Here is a 15,817-nt window from a genome sequence, read left to right as displayed (position 1 = left end):
AATTATCCTGCAACCTGAGTCGATTCAATTAAATATTGATATGTTGCGGGCTGCCTTTGCTCAGGAAAGGGAAATAAGCGACCCCATAAATCCCGCTGGTTTAAATCCAGTTCAGCCAGAAGAACCGCAGGCTCATCTCTTGGCGCTTCAGCTAAAATTTCCCCCATTGGCGTGCTGATGAAACTGCTGCCGTAAAATTCCAGGCCATCTTCAGTTCCTGTTCGATTAACCGCAACAATAAATGTATTAGCCATAATCCCCTGTGCCACCATGACTTTTTGCCACATGGGTTGGCTGTCAAATCCCGGTGCTGTTGGCTCAGCTCCAATCGCTGTGGGATAAACGATAATTTCAGCGCCTTTTAAGCCATATATGCGGGAAAGCTCTGGAAACCATTGATCATAGCACGTAGGCAAAGCCAGGCGGTGGCCGGCAATCTGGTGTATGGGATAATTTGAATCTCCCGGTTTAAAATAATAATCTTCATGATATTTTTCGCCCGAAGGAATATGTTGTTTCCGGGTAAAAGCGATGAGTTTACCGTCCCGATTAAAAGCCACGGCTGTATTGAAACCTGCTTTTTCATATAAGGAAGCGGTGATATTGACCTGGTATTCGCGGGCACAGGCTGATACAAATTGCGCGGTAGGGCCAGAATGAAGCTCTTCCATATATTGCTTGCCATCCACATCTTTTCGGCTACAAAAATATGGTGAAAGCGTCAATTCCTGCAGGCAGACCAATTCTGCGCCTTGCCTTGCGGCAGATGCAATACCTTCGGTAAGATGTTTTTTGTGTTCTACCGGGTCTTCATGCCACCGCTCTTGTACCAAACCGACTGTTAATTTTTGAATAGGCATCGCATTGTTCCAGATGTTTTTTTGCGCTGCATTATAGTCCTGAAGCAAAGTTTTTGCACGCCCAAACAAATTTTGAAGATAGCATTGGATAGGGTGTGCTATTTTTTGTTATTTCCGCTTTCGCGGGAAAAGCAGATAACCAGGCAAAATTAACTCCCAACCGAGTCTAATAACAGGGATTTGCCAATAGGGCGTTAGCGACGCGAGACTGGTTTTTGCGGCCGAGTATTTTGCATATCATATCGCCGGCGGTGACCACTTTGTAAATATCTACGCCGGTATCAATATCAAGGCCGTGCATGAGGTACAAGACATCTTCTGTTGCAACATTTCCGGTCGCCCCCAGCGCATAGGGGCAGCCGCCCAAGCCTGCAACAGAGGTATCAAATCGATGAATTCCGCACAGCAGGGCTGCATAAATATTGGCAATAGCTTGGCCATAGGTATCATGGAAGTGCATGGCAATTTTTGATGCAGGCAACAGAGAATCAAGCGCTGATATTAATTGCGTTGTTTGCAGGGGAGTTCCAACTCCTATAGTATCGCCAAAGCTTATCTCATCTACGCCCAATTGAAGCAGTAGATTTGTGACCCGGGTGACTTGTTTTGGTGTGATTTCACCTTCATATGGACAACCAAGAACGCAAGAAATATAAGCCCGTACCCTGATGTTTTCTTTTCTGGCAAGTTCTACCACAGGCTCAAAGCGGTCAATGCTTTCGTTAATCGAGCAGTTGATGTTACGCTGATTGAAGGTTTCACTGGCTGCGGTGAATATGGCAATTTCCTTCATGCCTGCCTTTAAGGCTTGCTCCATGCCAATCATATTGGGCACCAGGGCCGAGAAATGAATCTCATCGGGTTTATTGATGCCCTCGGCGACTTCCAGATTATCTGAAAGCTGCGGGATGGCCTTTGGAGAAACAAAGCTTGTGATTTCAATGTGATTCAAGCCGCTTTGGCTTAAGAGGTTGATGAATTCTATTTTTTTTTCAGTAGGCACAAATGACGATTCATTTTGTAAACCATCACGTGGTCCAACTTCGATGATAGTCACATGCGCTGGATAATTCATGATTGTCCTTGTTCAATATCAAAGTGAATTCAGGATTAGGAAGGTTCACTTTCCATTGCGACCAATTCTGCCCCTTCGCGGACTTGAGAGCCAACATCGTAGTAGATATCCAAAAGAAGGCCATCTTTTGGGGCATAAATCGTATGTTCCATTTTCATGGCTTCGAGCACCATCAGGCGATCTCCTGCCTTAATTTTATCGCCCTTGTTTTTTAATACAGCAACAACAGTCGCAGGCATCGGTGCCGTTAACTGAGCCTCAATACTGGTGCTGTTTAAATCCTGTTGATCCCACTGATAACGAGAAACCTTGACTGGACCTGCATCGGTATAAAAAATAAAATCATCGCCCAGGCATTCAGTTATAATATCATAGGTTCGTTTCCCATCATCCACATGCAGCCTGTTTTTTATTAAGTTTGCTTCCAGCTCAAATTTTTTTGAATCAATAATAAGCCCCATGCGCGCAGGGGTTATTGGCAGAATCCTCACGGTGAACAGGTTATTTTCAATCCTGTATTTTACAGGCCATTCGCTTTTTAGATGCATTTGCCAGGCAAAGGTATCTTTTTCAAGCCCTGCAGCCTGAAGGGAGGTCATGTTTAAATAATCAGTAACAGAGGCCATCAGAACTAGCCTTTCTTGATCAATTGCAGGTAGCGTGATTTTTTCCTGGTCTAGAAAGTCTGTACGAATATTTGCGCTGCTGAATTTTGGGTGCTGAATGATGCTTTGTAAAAACGGTATATTGGTTTTAACCCCGCCCACATAATATTGTTTAAGCGCATGTTTAAGGCGCCAAATGGCCTCATCGCGATCTTTTCCCCAGGTAATCAGTTTTGCAATCATGGGATCATAATGCATGCTGACGCTTGAGCCTTGCCGCACACCAGTATCAATGCGCACCCCAAAAGCTTCAGGCTCTTTGAGAAAACGAATGTCTCCAGTGGAGGGCATAAATCCCTGGCTTGGATCTTCGGCATAAATTCTGCACTCCACGGCGTGGCCGTTACAATTGACTTCTTCTTGCCTGCAGGACAAAGGTTCTCCCGCCGCAATGCGCAATTGCCATTCAACCAAGTCCAGTCCGGTTATCATCTCTGTTACGGGATGCTCCACCTGAAGCCTGGTGTTCATTTCCATGAAATAAAACTGCTCGTTATCATCCACCAGAAATTCAACCGTGCCCGCGCCGAGATAGTGAATGGTCTTTGCCACCTCAATGGCTGCTGCAGCCAGTTTTTCTCGCAAGCTTTCGGAGATACCCGGTGCGGGCGCTTCTTCTATAATTTTCTGATGGCGGCGCTGTAAGGAGCAGTCTCGTTCGAAAAGATGGACTACCTGGCCGTGACTGTCTGCCATCAATTGAACTTCAATATGACGCGGATTGTTGATTAACTTCTCAATCAGCATGGTTTCATCAGCAAAGCTTGCCTTGGCTTCACGAGCAGCGCCCTTGAGCGCCTCTTGAAATTCGCTTTCAGCAAAAACAGCCCGCATGCCTCGCCCGCCGCCGCCGGCAGCCGCTTTCAGCAAAACGGGAAAACCAATTTTTTTTGCTTCTTCAAGAAGCAATTCTTCAGATTGCTGGCTTCCGTGGTAGCCTGGGGTTAGAGGAACATTGGTTTTTTCAAGGAGACGCTTTGCTGTTTGTTTGGAAGCCATTGCCTCTATTGCATCAACGCCAGGGCCAATAAATATGATGCCTGCGTCAATACACGCGCGGGCAAAAGAGGGATTTTCTGACAGAAAACCATAGCCCGGATGGATAGCTTCGGCTTTAGCTTCTATGGCTTTTGCAATAATCGCTTTAATATTCAGGTAACTGTCGCTGGAGGCCGGGCCGCCAATACAGTAAGCTTCATCTGCCTGTAATACATGCAGGCTGGTTCGATCCGCTGTTGAATAAACAGCTGCTGTTACAATACCCAGGCGTTTTGCAGTTTTGATGATGCGGCATGCAATTTCACCACGGTTGGCAATGAGAATCTTGTTAAACATGAAAGTCCCTAATCCCAGTTTGGTGTTTCTTTATTTAAAAATGCTTTTATTCCGTGCTGGCCCTCTGGTGAAACCCGAATCTTTGCAATCAGCTTTGCAGTTTTCTGCATGAGTTCCTCATCAATTGGACAGTATGAAACTTTTGAGACCAAAGACTTGGCTTCACTGACCGCGTTGGGAGCCAGTGACGCAATGCGTTGTGCGTAGTCAAGAGTAAACGAAAACAGTGACTCTTCCTCCACACAGTGCTGTATTAAATTTAAGCTTAAGGCCCGTTCAGCATCAAAAATTTCAGCGCTCATAAATAACCATCTGGCAGCTTTGGGTCCTATGGCATTGATAACATAAGGACTGATGACAGCAGGAATTAATCCAAGCTTCACTTCAGAAAAACAAAAACGTGCGTTGCTTGCGGCGATGGCAATATCACAAGCCGCAACCAGGCCCGCTCCCCCTCCAAAAGCAGATCCCTGCACCATGGCGATGGTCGGCTTTGGGCTGTGATGCAACTGATACATCACCTGGGCTAACTGCGTGGCATCAGCCAGGTTTTCTTCTTCAGTAAATTGCGCCATGCGCTGCATCCAGTTTAAATCAGCTCCTGCAGAAAAATGGCGGCCGTTTGCTTTTAATACAATGGCTCGTACTTCAGGATTTTGATTGCCCTCTTGCAATATTGAGTTTAAAGCCTCAAGCAGGGAGTCATCAAACGCATTGTTTTTATGTGTGCGGTTTAAAGTGATTAACAACAAGCGGTCTTTTATTTCAGATAGCAAATCGTTCATGATTGTATTCTCACATTCTGAATATGCCGAATTGAGTGCTTGTAATGGGCGCATTTAAAGCAGCAGATAAACTCAGGCCGAGAACCTTGCGCGTATCCTCAGGAGCTATCACACCATCATCCCAAAGTCTGGCGCTGGCATAATAGGGATTGCCCTGTGCTTCATATTGGGCGCGCATTTTTTGCTTAAACCGCTCTTCTTCATCGCTTGGCCATTGGGTTCCCTCTTTCGCATGCTTGTCCCGGTTAATCTGCGCTAAAACATGAGCGGCTTGTTCGCCGCCCATCACCGAAATGCGTGCGTTTGGCCAAGACCACAAAAAACGGGGATCATAGGCTCGTCCGCACATGGCGTAGTTACCTGCACCAAAGCTTCCTCCAACAATTACAGTGAATTTCGGAACTTTAGCATTGGCTACAGCAGTCACCATCTTTGCGCCATGTTTGGCGATACCGCTTGCTTCGTATTTACTGCCAACCATGAAGCCTGTGATATTCTGCAGAAAAAGCAGGGGAATGTTGCGCATGCAGCATAACTCAATAAAATGAGTTGCTTTTAAAGCGCTTTCACTAAACAGAATGCCATTATTGCCAATAATTCCTATGGGATAGCCGTATAAATGAGCAAAACCGCAAATCAGCGTTGTTCCATACAGCGCCTTAAATTCATCAAACTCAGATCCATCCACAATCCGCGCTATAATTTCCCGGATGTCGAAAGGCTTGCGCGAGTCAGTGGGAATAATGCCGTTTAATTCCGAAGGATCATAGGCGGGCTCTCGGCTTTCAATTCTGGGTAAAGGCTCAGTTTTTTTGCGGTTTAGGTGGCCTACAATCGTACGAGCCATGTGCAGCGCATGCTCATCATTTTCTGCATAATGATCGGCAACGCCTGAATGCCTGCAATGAACATCAGCGCCGCCTAATTCCTCAGCGCTGATAACTTCACCTGTGGCTGCTTTGACTAAAGGCGGGCCGCCAAGAAAAATCGTTGCCTGATTGCTGACCATGATGGATTCATCAGCCATGGCTGGCACATAAGCGCCGCCTGCAGTACAAGAACCCATGACCACAGCGATCTGAGGGATATTCTTTGCTGAAAGATTAGCCTGATTATAAAATATTCTTCCAAAATGTTCTTTATCCGGGAATACTTCATCCTGTCTTGGCAGATAGGCGCCGCCGGAATCTACAAGATAAATGCAGGGCAAACGGTTGGCAAGCGCAATTTCCTGGGCCCGCAAATGTTTTTTGACTGTGAGCGGATAGTAAGTTCCGCCTTTAACGGTAGCGTCGTTAATGACAATGACACATTCGGTAGCGGCAATTTTACCGATACCCGTGATAATGCCCGCGGCCGGGACGTAATCATCATAAACTTGATAAGCGGCCAGTTGGGAGAATTCAAGAAAAAAACTGCCCGGATCGAGCAATCGCCGCAAACGGTCTCTTGGCAACAATTTACCATGCTGCAAGTGCCGATTACGTGCTTTTTCATCTCCCCCCAATGAAATTTCAGCAATTGTTTTTTGCAATGTTTCTACGAGAGACAGCATTGCTGCTTGATTATTTTTATATTCTTGTGAGGCGGTATTGATTTTTGAATATATTTTTGCCATCGCTGTCCTTACCGAATAAGAATTTTGCTAAGCACGATAATCACCCAGAATAACCAGACCAATTGAATAAAATAGGGCATGAAACGTCGTTTTATCACCCAGTAAATCAGCGCAGGGATAGCAGACAGGGCAATGGGGATGACGGTTAGCGTCACAATCTTGCGAATAAGAATACCAAGCGCGCTTCTGCTGAATATCGGAGCCAACTTAACATTGATATAAACATAAGTCATATCAATATAAAGAATGATTAAATAAATATATTTTGCAAAAAGAACAACAAGAATGCTTGCAACAAGATAAATAATGCTTTGTTTAAGCATATACATCCTCAACTTTCAGGAATATACCCTCTCCAGTTCGGGAGAGGGTATGCAATCACAGCAATTCAATAGCTATGGCAGTTGCTTCTCCGCCACCAATGCAAAGTGACGCGACGCCACGGCGTTTTTGTTTCTGGCGCAGCGCATAAAGCAATGTTACCATGATTCTTGCGCCTGAGGCACCAATGGGATGACCTAAAGCACAAGCTCCGCCGTGGATATTGACTTTATCTATATCAAGCTCAAGTTCTTTAATGGCGGCCATGGCAACCACAGCAAATGCTTCGTTGATTTCGTAAAGATCAACATCATCCGGCTTCCAATCCGCTTTTTCCAGCACTTTTCGGATCGCAGTCACTGGCGCTGTAGTAAACCACTGGGGCTCCTGTGCATGGCTGGCATGGGCAACTATCCGAGCCAAAGGCCTTATTCCCCGTTGCTCTGCATTTTCCGCTGACATTAAAATCAGGCTTGCCGCGCCATCTGAGATGGAGCTCGAGTTGGCGGCGGTTACAGTGCCGTCATTTTGAAAAGCAGGTTTTAATTTTGTAACTTTGGCGATTTTTGCTTCATCCGGGCCTTCATCGCGGATAATTTGGGCTTCTTCCTTACGTGTTTGGACGGTTACAGGAACAATTTCTTCCTTAAAACTGCCATCCCGTTCTGCCTGTAAAGCAAGGCTTAGAGAGCGGATGGCATATTCATCCTGCTCTTCGCGTGAGAAGTGATAATGTTTGGCGGTTTGTTCGGCGAAGCAACCCATAAGCTTGCCGCGATCGTAGGCATCTTCAAGACCGTCTAAAAACATGTGATCCTTGAGTTCACCATGCCCCATTCGATATCCGGCACGTGCTTTATTCAAAAGATAGGGGGCATTGCTCATACTTTCCATGCCGCCTGCAAGCACAATATTTGCTGAGCCCGCCTTGATCAGATCATGGGCAAGCATCACTGCTTTCATGCCGGAACCGCACATCTTGTTGATTGTAGTCGCGCCTTTGTCGTCAGGTATGCCGGCCTCGCGCGCTGCTTGCCGCGCAGGCGCCTGGCCAATGCCTGCCTGAAGCACGCAGCCTGCGATCACTTCGTCAATCTGAGACGCGTCTATCTTTGCCTGATTAATAGCGGCCCGGTTTGCTGCGGCACCCAATTGAGGAGCGCTCAGTGAGGACAGGGTTCCTAATAAATTACCGGTTGGCGTCCTTTTTGCTGCTACAATGACGATATCATTGTGTTTCATATCTGCTCCTTGTTAGTTTCCTCAAATTTTGTCGGAGTTTTAGGCGCTGTACGCTTATCTTTTACCGGCTGCAAGTGCGGCTGCCAAATATCTAAATTTTCGCAAGGCCCTTTGATGATGAAGCGTTCAGGCTTTTGTGGCGTTAAATAACTCCCTTCCAATAAGCATGCGCCGTATTTCTGAAGTGCCGGCACCAATTTCATAGAGTTTAGCATCCCGCAGCAACCTGCCGGTGGGATATTCGTTGATATATCCATTTCCGCCAAGGATTTGGATGGCTTCCAAGGCCATTTGAGTTGCCTTTTCTGCTGTGTATAAAATAACACTGGCCGCATCTCTTCGGCTTATCCGCCCTTTGTCGCAAGCGCTTGCCACGGCATAAAGATAGGAGCGTGAGGCATTTAATTCAGTATACATATCAGCGATTTTGCCCTGGATAAATTGAAACTCGCCAATTGGTTGATTAAATTGTTTACGTTCATGGACATAGGGTAATACAACATCAAGGCAGGCTTGCATAATGCCTACAGGGCCTGCGGCGAGAATGGTACGTTCATAATCAAGCCCGCTCATTAAGACTTTGACACCCTGGTTGAGTTCGCCGAGCAGGTTATCGGCAGGGACTTTACAATGTTCAAAAACCAGTTCGCAGGTGTTTGAGCCGCGCATGCCCAGCTTATCCAGTTTTTGTGCAGTACTAAAGCCTGCAAAGTGTTTTTCAATAATAAAAGCACTGATTCCCCTGCTGCCCGCGGTTTTATCAGTTTTTGCATAGACCACAATGATGTCTGCGTCAGGGCCATTGGTTATCCACATTTTGGTTCCGTCAAGGATAAAATAATCTCCTTCTTGCCGAGCCTGTAATTGCATGCTGACTACATCTGAACCTGCGTTGGATTCGCTCATGGCTAAAGCGCCAATATGCTCGCCGCTCACCAATTTTGGCAAATATTGTCTTTTCTGTTGAAGATTGCCATTAAGATAAATTTGATTTACGCAGAGATTGGAATGAGCGCCATAACTTAAGCCGACAGACGCAGATGCGCGGGATATCTCTTCCATGGCAATAACATGGGCCAGGTATCCCATATTTGCGCCGCCATATTCTTCACCTACTGTAATCCCCAGCAGGCCAAGTTCGCCGAGTTTGGACCAGAGGTGATTGGGGAAAGCATTATCCCTGTCTATATGCGCAGCGAGCGGGGCAATTTCCCGACGCGCGAATTGGTAAACAGTATCGCGCAAAAGATCATATGTTTCGCCAAGCTCATGTTGTAGCCCAATATGCATGAATGACTTCCTGTTGCTTAAACAAATACGTTAGACTATACCTCTCATCATGGTTGTTGTGAAGATGTAAACGTTTTCTTGCCCTTATTTTTTGCAGAACGTTTTATAGAGGAGGTTGCAGTAATGCGTGAATTGGTGCTCTGGGGACATCATGTTGATGAATATCAGGAAATGTTTGACCTTTCCGCAAATGATCTGGAAGGGAGTCTTTTGGAGTATGGTTGCGGGCCGAGTGCCGTGAATTCCACTCTGCATGAAACGGCAAGTCATATTATCAGCTGCGATCCTTTATTTGCCCTTGATAAATCTACCCTGTCCACCAAGGTTTCTCTAATATTCGAAGATATGATTTCCAAGGTTAAAAAGGAACAGGACAAGTTTGATTTCAGCCATTATGGAAATCTTGAAAGGCTCATTTCAAAACGCCGCCGGGGAATGGCTGAGTTTTTCAGAGACTACGAACAGGGTAAGGCCGAAAAGCGTTATTTGCCAGTGAACGACTATCATCTGCCATTTGCTGATTTTTCTTTTGACTATGCATTAAGCTCTCATTATTTATTTGCGGATTTGGACGATCAGGATGTCGATTTTCATTTGCGGGTTATTCGTGAGTTAGCACGGATTGCAAAAGAGGTACGGATTTTCCCGCTGATTGATCGCCTAAATCAGCCCTCGCCTTTTTTAGGGCCGGTTTTATTAGGATTGCAGCAGGATAATTATGGTGTGGAAGTCAGAGAAGTGCCTTATCATCTGCAACCTGCAGGCAACGCAATGCTTAGAGTATGGGCGCAGCAGTGTTCAATAGATTAGCTGAAAACAGGATAGTATGGTTTATCGGTTAGACGATATGTATCAATTAATCAAACCCATTTTATTCAAACTTGATGCGGAAAAAGCCCATGATTTAATTCTTAAGGTATTAACTTATTTACCTCAATTCTGTTTTGCGAAACCCGCAGAAAAGCCAATTACAGCATGGGGCATGAAATTCAAACACCCGATTGGACTGGCTGCGGGCCTTGACAAGAACGGGGCGTATATAGACGCGCTTTCCAAACTTGGTTTTTCGTTTATCGAAATCGGTACGGTGACCCCAAGGCCGCAGCCCGGAAACCCCAAACCGAGATTATTTCGCCTTCCTGATGCCCGTGCCATTATTAACCGTATGGGATTTAATAACGATGGTGTGGATGTTTTGGTATCGAATGTGCAAAAAGCGAGGTACCATGGGATTTTAGGGATTAACATTGGCAAAAATAAAGACACGCCCTTGGATCATGCAGCAGACGATTATTTATATTGTCTTCGTAAGGTTTACCCGTTTGCATCTTATGTGACGGTCAATATTTCTTCACCTAATACACCAGAGCTTCGTAAACTGCAGCAGGATGAATACTTACCTTCCTTGCTCGGCAAATTGCAGGAGGAAAGAATCCGTCTCACTGACGAGTATCGGCGCCATGTGCCGCTAGTGATTAAACTATCACCAGATGAAACCGACGACAATTTGAAAAGAGTGGGAGAGATGATTGTCTCTTATAAGATTGATGGAATTATCGCGACGAATACAACCTGGAGCCGAAAATTCGTTGAGGGATTAGCTCATGCGAATGAAGAGGGGGGATTAAGCGGCTCACCGCTGGCATCACGCTCAACAGATTGCATCAGGATTTTAAGGGAAGCAGTTGGAGAAGAGATGGTGATAATTGGCGCAGGCGGCATAGATAATGTTGATACTGCAAATGAGAAATTGAAAGCTGGGGCTGATTTATTGCAGGTCTATACCGGATTAATTTACCAAGGACCAAGCCTTATTCATTCGATTGTTAAAAATCTGATTATAAATCATTAAGTTATTGTTATATTTATCTGGCCGCATTAGACTATTTACCGTGAATCTTTTTGGATAATAAGATGAGAAAATACAGCTGCTGTTTATTATTTATTTTATATTTACCTTGCTTAACCTATGCGAAACTGGCGGATATTCCTTCCGAGTTGCTGTACCAGGGTAAACCAATAGACTCTCTTTGCTTTTTCGAACCAGAAGAAGGCAGCGATAAAAATAAGGTTAATCTCGCAAACTGCGGCCTGAATTCTGAAAAGGGAAGAAGCACTGCCGGTCAAAATGATGACCTAATTGCAGAAGGGTTTATTGGGTATGATTATGAATGGCCTCTTGAAGATGGAGTTAAACTCCAAGGTTACAGTTATTACAAGCCCTATGCCAGAATCGGCGACAGCATTGCTCTTTTAACCAGAAATAACAGCGGCGGAACCGGCCAGTTTTCTGCGCTGCTGCTTGTTTCCCGCGATAACAATACCTTATCCATTAAGACACTGGGCGGCGGCGATCGCTGTAACAACGGCATTGAAGACATGACACTTGCCGGAAACAGATTGCGCTATAGCGTTAATATGACTTCAGGTGATTTTTTGGGGTTTGATGCGCAGGCTGAACGCGCGTTAAAGCCCTATGAAGATCTTGAAGTCTGCGCGATTTGCTGTAAGGCTTTGGCTGTATTTGAGCGCAACCTGGATGACTTTGAGAATGAACATCTGGTTTATGTTGATTTAAAAGCTTATTTTCAGGATTTAAAGGAAGATGAGGAACCTTTTTCCAAATACCAGGCCTGTTTTGATAAGTTGATTCAAGGCTATATAAAACAGAATAAATTTAAATTGAATCCAGCTGAGTTAAACGGCTTTATGCAAAAATTCAAACAGCAGTGTTTAACAAATTCAAATTAAGAACCCAAGAATATTCCGGTATCCCATGTCATCGAATTTTTAGCAAAAAAGATTATGGCAGAGAGTATCGGATCAGTTATCAGTGCCGGATTTTTCATGCAGGGCTCATGAACAAATTATAATCAAAACTGGTGACAGGGTTTAATTAGGAGTACAATTTGGCCTTTTAAAAGCCAATCGAAATGTGGTAACCCTATGAAGAAAAATACACATGGCAGAGCGGGGCCTTTGTATTTCCGTTTGCTGACTTACGTGAAACCGTTCTGGCCGGTACTCCTGCTTGGCGTGTTTGCCAATATTTTTTATTCCGCAATAGATGCCGGATTCACCTACCTGATGCGGCCTTTTCTGGATAAAGGCTTCATTGATATTGACATGCATTTTGTTAAACAAATTCCTTTAATCGTGCTCATTGGGATCACTGTACGTGGATTTGTCAGTTCATTAGGCAGCTACTGCATGACCTGGGTAGCCCGATCAGTTGTCCAGGTATTACGGCAAAGAGTTTTTGCGCATATTATCAGGCTGCCTGCTGATTATTATGATGAGGCAACCTCAGGTCAGTTATTATCCAAGATCTTATATGACGTGGAACAGGTTGCGCAAGTCAGCGCAGACGCACTGACTGACTTTGTGCAAAACACCTGCCTGGTAATTGGTCTGATTACGGTGATGATGATCGTTTGCTGGCAATTATCGCTGATGTTTTTGCTGACTATTCCTTTTATAGGTCTGATTGTAAATTATACCAATAAGCGTGTTCGTCGCGTCAGTCACAAAGTACAAAAATCCATGGGAGAGGTGACAGAAATTGCCAGCGAGGCAATTGAGGGCTACCGTGTGGTAAGAATATTTGGCGGTGAACAGTATGAAATTAAAAAGTTTAACGAGGCTACGGAGACTTCCCGCCACAATGATATGAAGGTGGCCACGAGTAAAGCGCTCAATGTTTTTGGTGTGCAGTTTATTATAGCCATTGGCATAGCCATGATTATTTTTTCTGCTATTAAACTGGCTTCAGTGATCACCATAACCGCAGGCTCATTTCTTGCCATTATCGCTGCCATGTTGCAGCTTATCAAACCAATGAAAACATTAACCACGCTGAATGCAACAATTCAGCGGGGACTTGCAGGCGCTGAGAGCGTATTTGCGTTGCTGGATAAAGAGATTGAATCCGAACAAGGTAAAATGATACCCCATAAAGCTCAGGGAAATATTCAATTTACCAACGTCTTTTTTGCATATCGTTCAGGACAGGCAGTATTGCAAGATGTGAGCTTTAATATTTCAGCAGGAGAAACAGTAGCATTGGTTGGCCATTCAGGCAGCGGTAAAACGACGATTGCAAGCTTGATACCACGCTTTTATGGATTAACTGGCGGCAGAATTTTATTAGATGGAGTTCCCATTAATGAGCTGGCCTTACCAGCGCTTCGACAACAGATTTCTCTGGTAAGTCAGCAGGTTACCCTGTTTAATGATAGTCTGGCCAATAATATTGCCTATGGCCAGTTTTCTGTCAGCAGGGAGGCGATCGTCGCTGCAGCAAAACTTGCCCATGCCCATGAGTTTATTCAAAGATTGCCCGAAGGGTATGACACCCATATTGGAGAGAACGGTGTTTTATTATCAGGTGGTCAACGCCAGCGCTTGGCCATCGCGCGAGCGATTTTAAAAGATGCGCCGATTTTAATCCTGGATGAAGCGACCTCCGCATTGGACAGTGAATCAGAGCGGTTGATTCAAGCGGCGCTGGAAGAAGTGATGAAAAATCGTACAACCCTGGTGATTGCCCATCGTTTATCCACGATTAAACGTGCTGATAAAATTATTGTAATGAATCAAGGGCGTATCGTTGAGCAAGGCACACACACACAATTGCTTGCTCTCAAGGGTCATTACGCTCAATTATACAATGTGCAGAGATTAGGTGAAGAGGAAGAACATCTGAAACAGGAAGCGGCTGTCTGATGAAATTGGGTATTGTTAATTTTTGGTACCAGAAGCATTATCTGCGCTGGTTTTTGCTGCCTTTTTCATGGGTATATTCAAGTATCTGTTGTTTGCGGCGCCTGTTGTTAAAGAAATTTTTACAGAAAAATTTTCCGGTTCCGGTGATTGTGGTCGGGAATATCACAGTAGGAGGAGCCGGCAAGACCCCTCTCGTGATTGCGATTGCAGAAAAATTTCGCGCAAGGGGCTTGAAAGTAGGTATTGTCAGTCGCGGTTATGGTGCGTTGGTAAGACAGTTTCCTCATGAAATCAGTCAAGACGATTCTGCCTCTCTCGTGGGCGATGAACCATTGCTCCTGGCAAGAAAGACTGGCTGCCCGGTAGTCATTGCGCCAAAGCGAGTGGCTGCGATCAATTATCTGCTTAAACATCATCAAAGTGAGGTCATTATCAGCGATGATGGCTTACAGCATTATACCATGGGGCGTGCGGTGGAGATCGTCGTCATTGACGGCCGGCGAGGGCTTGGTAATGGTTTATGTTTACCCGCAGGCCCCCTGAGGGAATCTGCGAAGCGATTAAAAACTGCTGATTTTATTATTGCCAATCAAGGATCCTGGCCGCAGGCGTATCAAATGGAACTAAAAGCTGGAAATTTCATCAACCTGCGTACTGGGCAAGAAATATTGGCTTCTGAATTCAAGGAAGAGGCTGCTGCGATCGCGGGCATTGGCAACCCGGAACGGTTTTTTTATACGCTCTCACGACAAGGTCTTAAATTTACACCTTATATTTTTAATGATCATCACCCTTTTCAGGAAAATGAACTCAAGTTTCCTGAAAAATGGATAGTGATGACAGAGAAAGATGCTGTTAAATGCCATGCTTTCGCAAAGGACAATATGTATTATCTGCCGGTTAAGGCATATCTTTGCGATGAATTTTGGACGGCATTGTGGTCACATAAAAAAATAACAGGGCTTGTTACAACATGAATGCTTATCATAACAATATTCTATATTTGTTTCTTTTGCTATTTTCGATTGCAGTTTTTGCGGATGACGCAGAGCCGCAGGGGTTTCAACCTACTGAACCCCTGCGTGCCAGTTGGGTTTTTTCAGGCATTATCAGAAATGAAAGTGGTGAACAATACGGTTATTTTTTCCAAATCAAGCGTCATGACGATCAATTCCAGGCATTGACCGCATTAATCGATGAGCAAACAAAAAAAGTAGTGCTTTATGAGGAAGATTCAGCCATTATCCCTGATCCCGCCGGTAACAGCTGGCAGATAGGGCATGCGTTTTTCAGTTTTAATCCAATTAACGACAGCTGGGTGTTTGGCCTTAAAAGAAAGGATAAAACGGGTTTTAATTTTAAGGTGGATATGCTGCGAAGCTTTGCTAACGAGCCGGTTATCCAGGTTTTACGCCCAGGCATTAAATTGATTGTCAGCCAAACAAACCGTGTTAACGGTCATTTGCATATTGGCGAAGAAACAAAAGAACAGTTTGTTACTGCGAATAGTGCCTGGTTCAGGCAGGTGTGGCTGACTGAAAAACAAGAGCATAGCCATACTTTTTCAGGAATACTTTGCCAGTTTGATGACGGCAGTGGATTTTATTCGGTAAACCTTAAGGAAGATGATGCGCAAGATGGGGCTGTTGCGGGGTTTTGTGATAAGGAAGGCCAGTCAAAGCGCATGTCGCAATTTGTGGATTTACAGGAAGATAAAGAGCAACAATCACTGTGGCATATTCGAATTGCTTCCCCACGAATGCATTTAACTCTTTCTGATGAAATTCCGGAAAAGCATATTCGTGCGGGATTTTTTTCTCAAGACAATCAATCCGGTTTTTGTTTGCTGAATGATGCAACACTTGGGGAAAATATCGCATAACTCATCTGTCTGTTTATTA

14 protein-coding genes are annotated in these 15,817 nt (G+C 44.8%); 6 read left to right on the top strand and 8 right to left on the bottom strand.

Going from position 1 to position 15,817, the window contains the following annotated elements; translation table 11 throughout:
* Positions 1–2: 2 nt before the first annotated feature.
* From Llon_RS01745 to Llon_RS01710, 8 genes are all read right to left on the bottom strand, one after another.
* Positions 3–860 (bottom strand): carbon-nitrogen hydrolase, encoded by an 858-nt coding sequence (locus Llon_RS01745; protein WP_058528395.1) that lies wholly within the window; start codon positions 858–860, stop codon positions 3–5.
* A 166-nt stretch (positions 861–1,026) separates the two neighbouring features.
* On the bottom strand, positions 1,027–1,935 hold the full coding sequence (locus Llon_RS01740; protein WP_058528354.1) for a hydroxymethylglutaryl-CoA lyase: 909 nt from the start codon (positions 1,933–1,935) through the stop codon (positions 1,027–1,029).
* Between the two features lie 35 nt (positions 1,936–1,970).
* Positions 1,971–3,935 (bottom strand): acetyl/propionyl/methylcrotonyl-CoA carboxylase subunit alpha, encoded by a 1,965-nt coding sequence (locus Llon_RS01735; RefSeq protein WP_058528353.1) that lies wholly within the window; start codon positions 3,933–3,935, stop codon positions 1,971–1,973.
* Positions 3,936–3,943: 8 nt separating this feature from the next.
* Entirely contained in the window at positions 3,944–4,720 is a 777-nt protein-coding gene (locus Llon_RS01730) for an enoyl-CoA hydratase-related protein (protein WP_058528352.1), read from the bottom strand.
* A gap of 10 nt (positions 4,721–4,730) precedes the next feature.
* Positions 4,731–6,338, bottom strand: a complete 1,608-nt coding sequence (locus tag Llon_RS01725; RefSeq protein WP_058528351.1) for a carboxyl transferase domain-containing protein — start codon at positions 6,336–6,338, stop codon at positions 4,731–4,733.
* An 8-nt stretch (positions 6,339–6,346) separates the two neighbouring features.
* On the bottom strand, positions 6,347–6,661 hold the full coding sequence (locus Llon_RS01720; protein WP_058528394.1) for a hypothetical protein: 315 nt from the start codon (positions 6,659–6,661) through the stop codon (positions 6,347–6,349).
* 55 nt (positions 6,662–6,716) lie between these two features.
* Positions 6,717–7,901, bottom strand: coding sequence for an acetyl-CoA C-acyltransferase (locus Llon_RS01715; RefSeq protein WP_058528350.1), 1,185 nt, complete (start codon positions 7,899–7,901; stop codon positions 6,717–6,719).
* Positions 7,902–8,027: 126 nt separating this feature from the next.
* Positions 8,028–9,191, bottom strand: a complete 1,164-nt coding sequence (locus tag Llon_RS01710) for an isovaleryl-CoA dehydrogenase (RefSeq protein ID WP_058528349.1) — start codon at positions 9,189–9,191, stop codon at positions 8,028–8,030.
* Between the two features lie 123 nt (positions 9,192–9,314).
* Between Llon_RS01710 and Llon_RS01705 the strand changes: the two genes are divergently transcribed.
* The 6 genes from Llon_RS01705 (at position 9,315) to Llon_RS01680 (ending at position 15,798) form a co-directional block, all read left to right on the top strand.
* A complete protein-coding gene (locus tag Llon_RS01705) occupies positions 9,315–10,001 on the top strand; it encodes a class I SAM-dependent methyltransferase (protein WP_058528348.1) in 687 nt (228 codons plus the stop codon).
* Positions 10,002–10,038: 37 nt separating this feature from the next.
* The gene (locus Llon_RS01700) at positions 10,039–11,043 is read left to right on the top strand and encodes a quinone-dependent dihydroorotate dehydrogenase (protein ID WP_058528347.1); all 1,005 of its coding nucleotides are present in this window, start codon (positions 10,039–10,041) and stop codon (positions 11,041–11,043) included.
* A gap of 62 nt (positions 11,044–11,105) precedes the next feature.
* The gene (locus Llon_RS01695) at positions 11,106–11,942 is read left to right on the top strand and encodes a hypothetical protein (protein WP_058528346.1); all 837 of its coding nucleotides are present in this window, start codon (positions 11,106–11,108) and stop codon (positions 11,940–11,942) included.
* Positions 11,943–12,137: 195 nt separating this feature from the next.
* Positions 12,138–13,916, top strand: coding sequence for a lipid A export permease/ATP-binding protein MsbA (msbA, locus tag Llon_RS01690; protein ID WP_058528345.1), 1,779 nt, complete (start codon positions 12,138–12,140; stop codon positions 13,914–13,916).
* Positions 13,916–14,893 carry a tetraacyldisaccharide 4'-kinase gene (lpxK, locus tag Llon_RS01685; protein ID WP_058528344.1) on the top strand — a complete coding sequence of 326 codons (978 nt, stop codon included), beginning with the start codon at positions 13,916–13,918 and terminating at the stop codon, positions 14,891–14,893. The genes msbA and lpxK overlap by 1 nt, the downstream gene beginning before the upstream one ends.
* Positions 14,890–15,798 (top strand): hypothetical protein, encoded by a 909-nt coding sequence (locus Llon_RS01680; RefSeq protein ID WP_058528343.1) that lies wholly within the window; start codon positions 14,890–14,892, stop codon positions 15,796–15,798. Before lpxK ends, Llon_RS01680 begins: the two co-directional genes overlap by 4 nt.
* Positions 15,799–15,817: the final 19 nt, after the last annotated feature.

This window comes from Legionella londiniensis (assembly GCF_001467825.1).
GTDB lineage: Bacteria > Pseudomonadota > Gammaproteobacteria > Legionellales > Legionellaceae > Legionella_A > Legionella_A londiniensis.
The sequence above is the reverse complement of the archived record's forward strand: the minus strand, read 5'-3'. Positions and strand labels throughout refer to the sequence as shown.

Coding starts and splice junctions, on each gene's coding strand:
- Llon_RS01745 (WP_058528395.1), bottom strand. CDS start 860: ATGCCTATTCAAAAATTAACAGTCGGTTTGGTACAAGAGCGGTGGCAT.
- Llon_RS01740 (WP_058528354.1), bottom strand. CDS start 1,935: ATGAATTATCCAGCGCATGTGACTATCATCGAAGTTGGACCACGTGAT.
- Llon_RS01735 (WP_058528353.1), bottom strand. CDS start 3,935: ATGTTTAACAAGATTCTCATTGCCAACCGTGGTGAAATTGCATGCCGC.
- Llon_RS01730 (WP_058528352.1), bottom strand. CDS start 4,720: ATGAACGATTTGCTATCTGAAATAAAAGACCGCTTGTTGTTAATCACT.
- Llon_RS01725 (WP_058528351.1), bottom strand. CDS start 6,338: ATGGCAAAAATATATTCAAAAATCAATACCGCCTCACAAGAATATAAA.
- Llon_RS01720 (WP_058528394.1), bottom strand. CDS start 6,661: ATGCTTAAACAAAGCATTATTTATCTTGTTGCAAGCATTCTTGTTGTT.
- Llon_RS01715 (WP_058528350.1), bottom strand. CDS start 7,901: ATGAAACACAATGATATCGTCATTGTAGCAGCAAAAAGGACGCCAACC.
- Llon_RS01710 (WP_058528349.1), bottom strand. CDS start 9,191: ATGCATATTGGGCTACAACATGAGCTTGGCGAAACATATGATCTTTTG.
- Llon_RS01705 (WP_058528348.1), top strand. CDS start 9,315: ATGCGTGAATTGGTGCTCTGGGGACATCATGTTGATGAATATCAGGAA.
- Llon_RS01700 (WP_058528347.1), top strand. CDS start 10,039: ATGTATCAATTAATCAAACCCATTTTATTCAAACTTGATGCGGAAAAA.
- Llon_RS01695 (WP_058528346.1), top strand. CDS start 11,106: ATGAGAAAATACAGCTGCTGTTTATTATTTATTTTATATTTACCTTGC.
- msbA (WP_058528345.1), top strand. CDS start 12,138: ATGAAGAAAAATACACATGGCAGAGCGGGGCCTTTGTATTTCCGTTTG.
- lpxK (WP_058528344.1), top strand. CDS start 13,916: ATGAAATTGGGTATTGTTAATTTTTGGTACCAGAAGCATTATCTGCGC.
- Llon_RS01680 (WP_058528343.1), top strand. CDS start 14,890: ATGAATGCTTATCATAACAATATTCTATATTTGTTTCTTTTGCTATTT.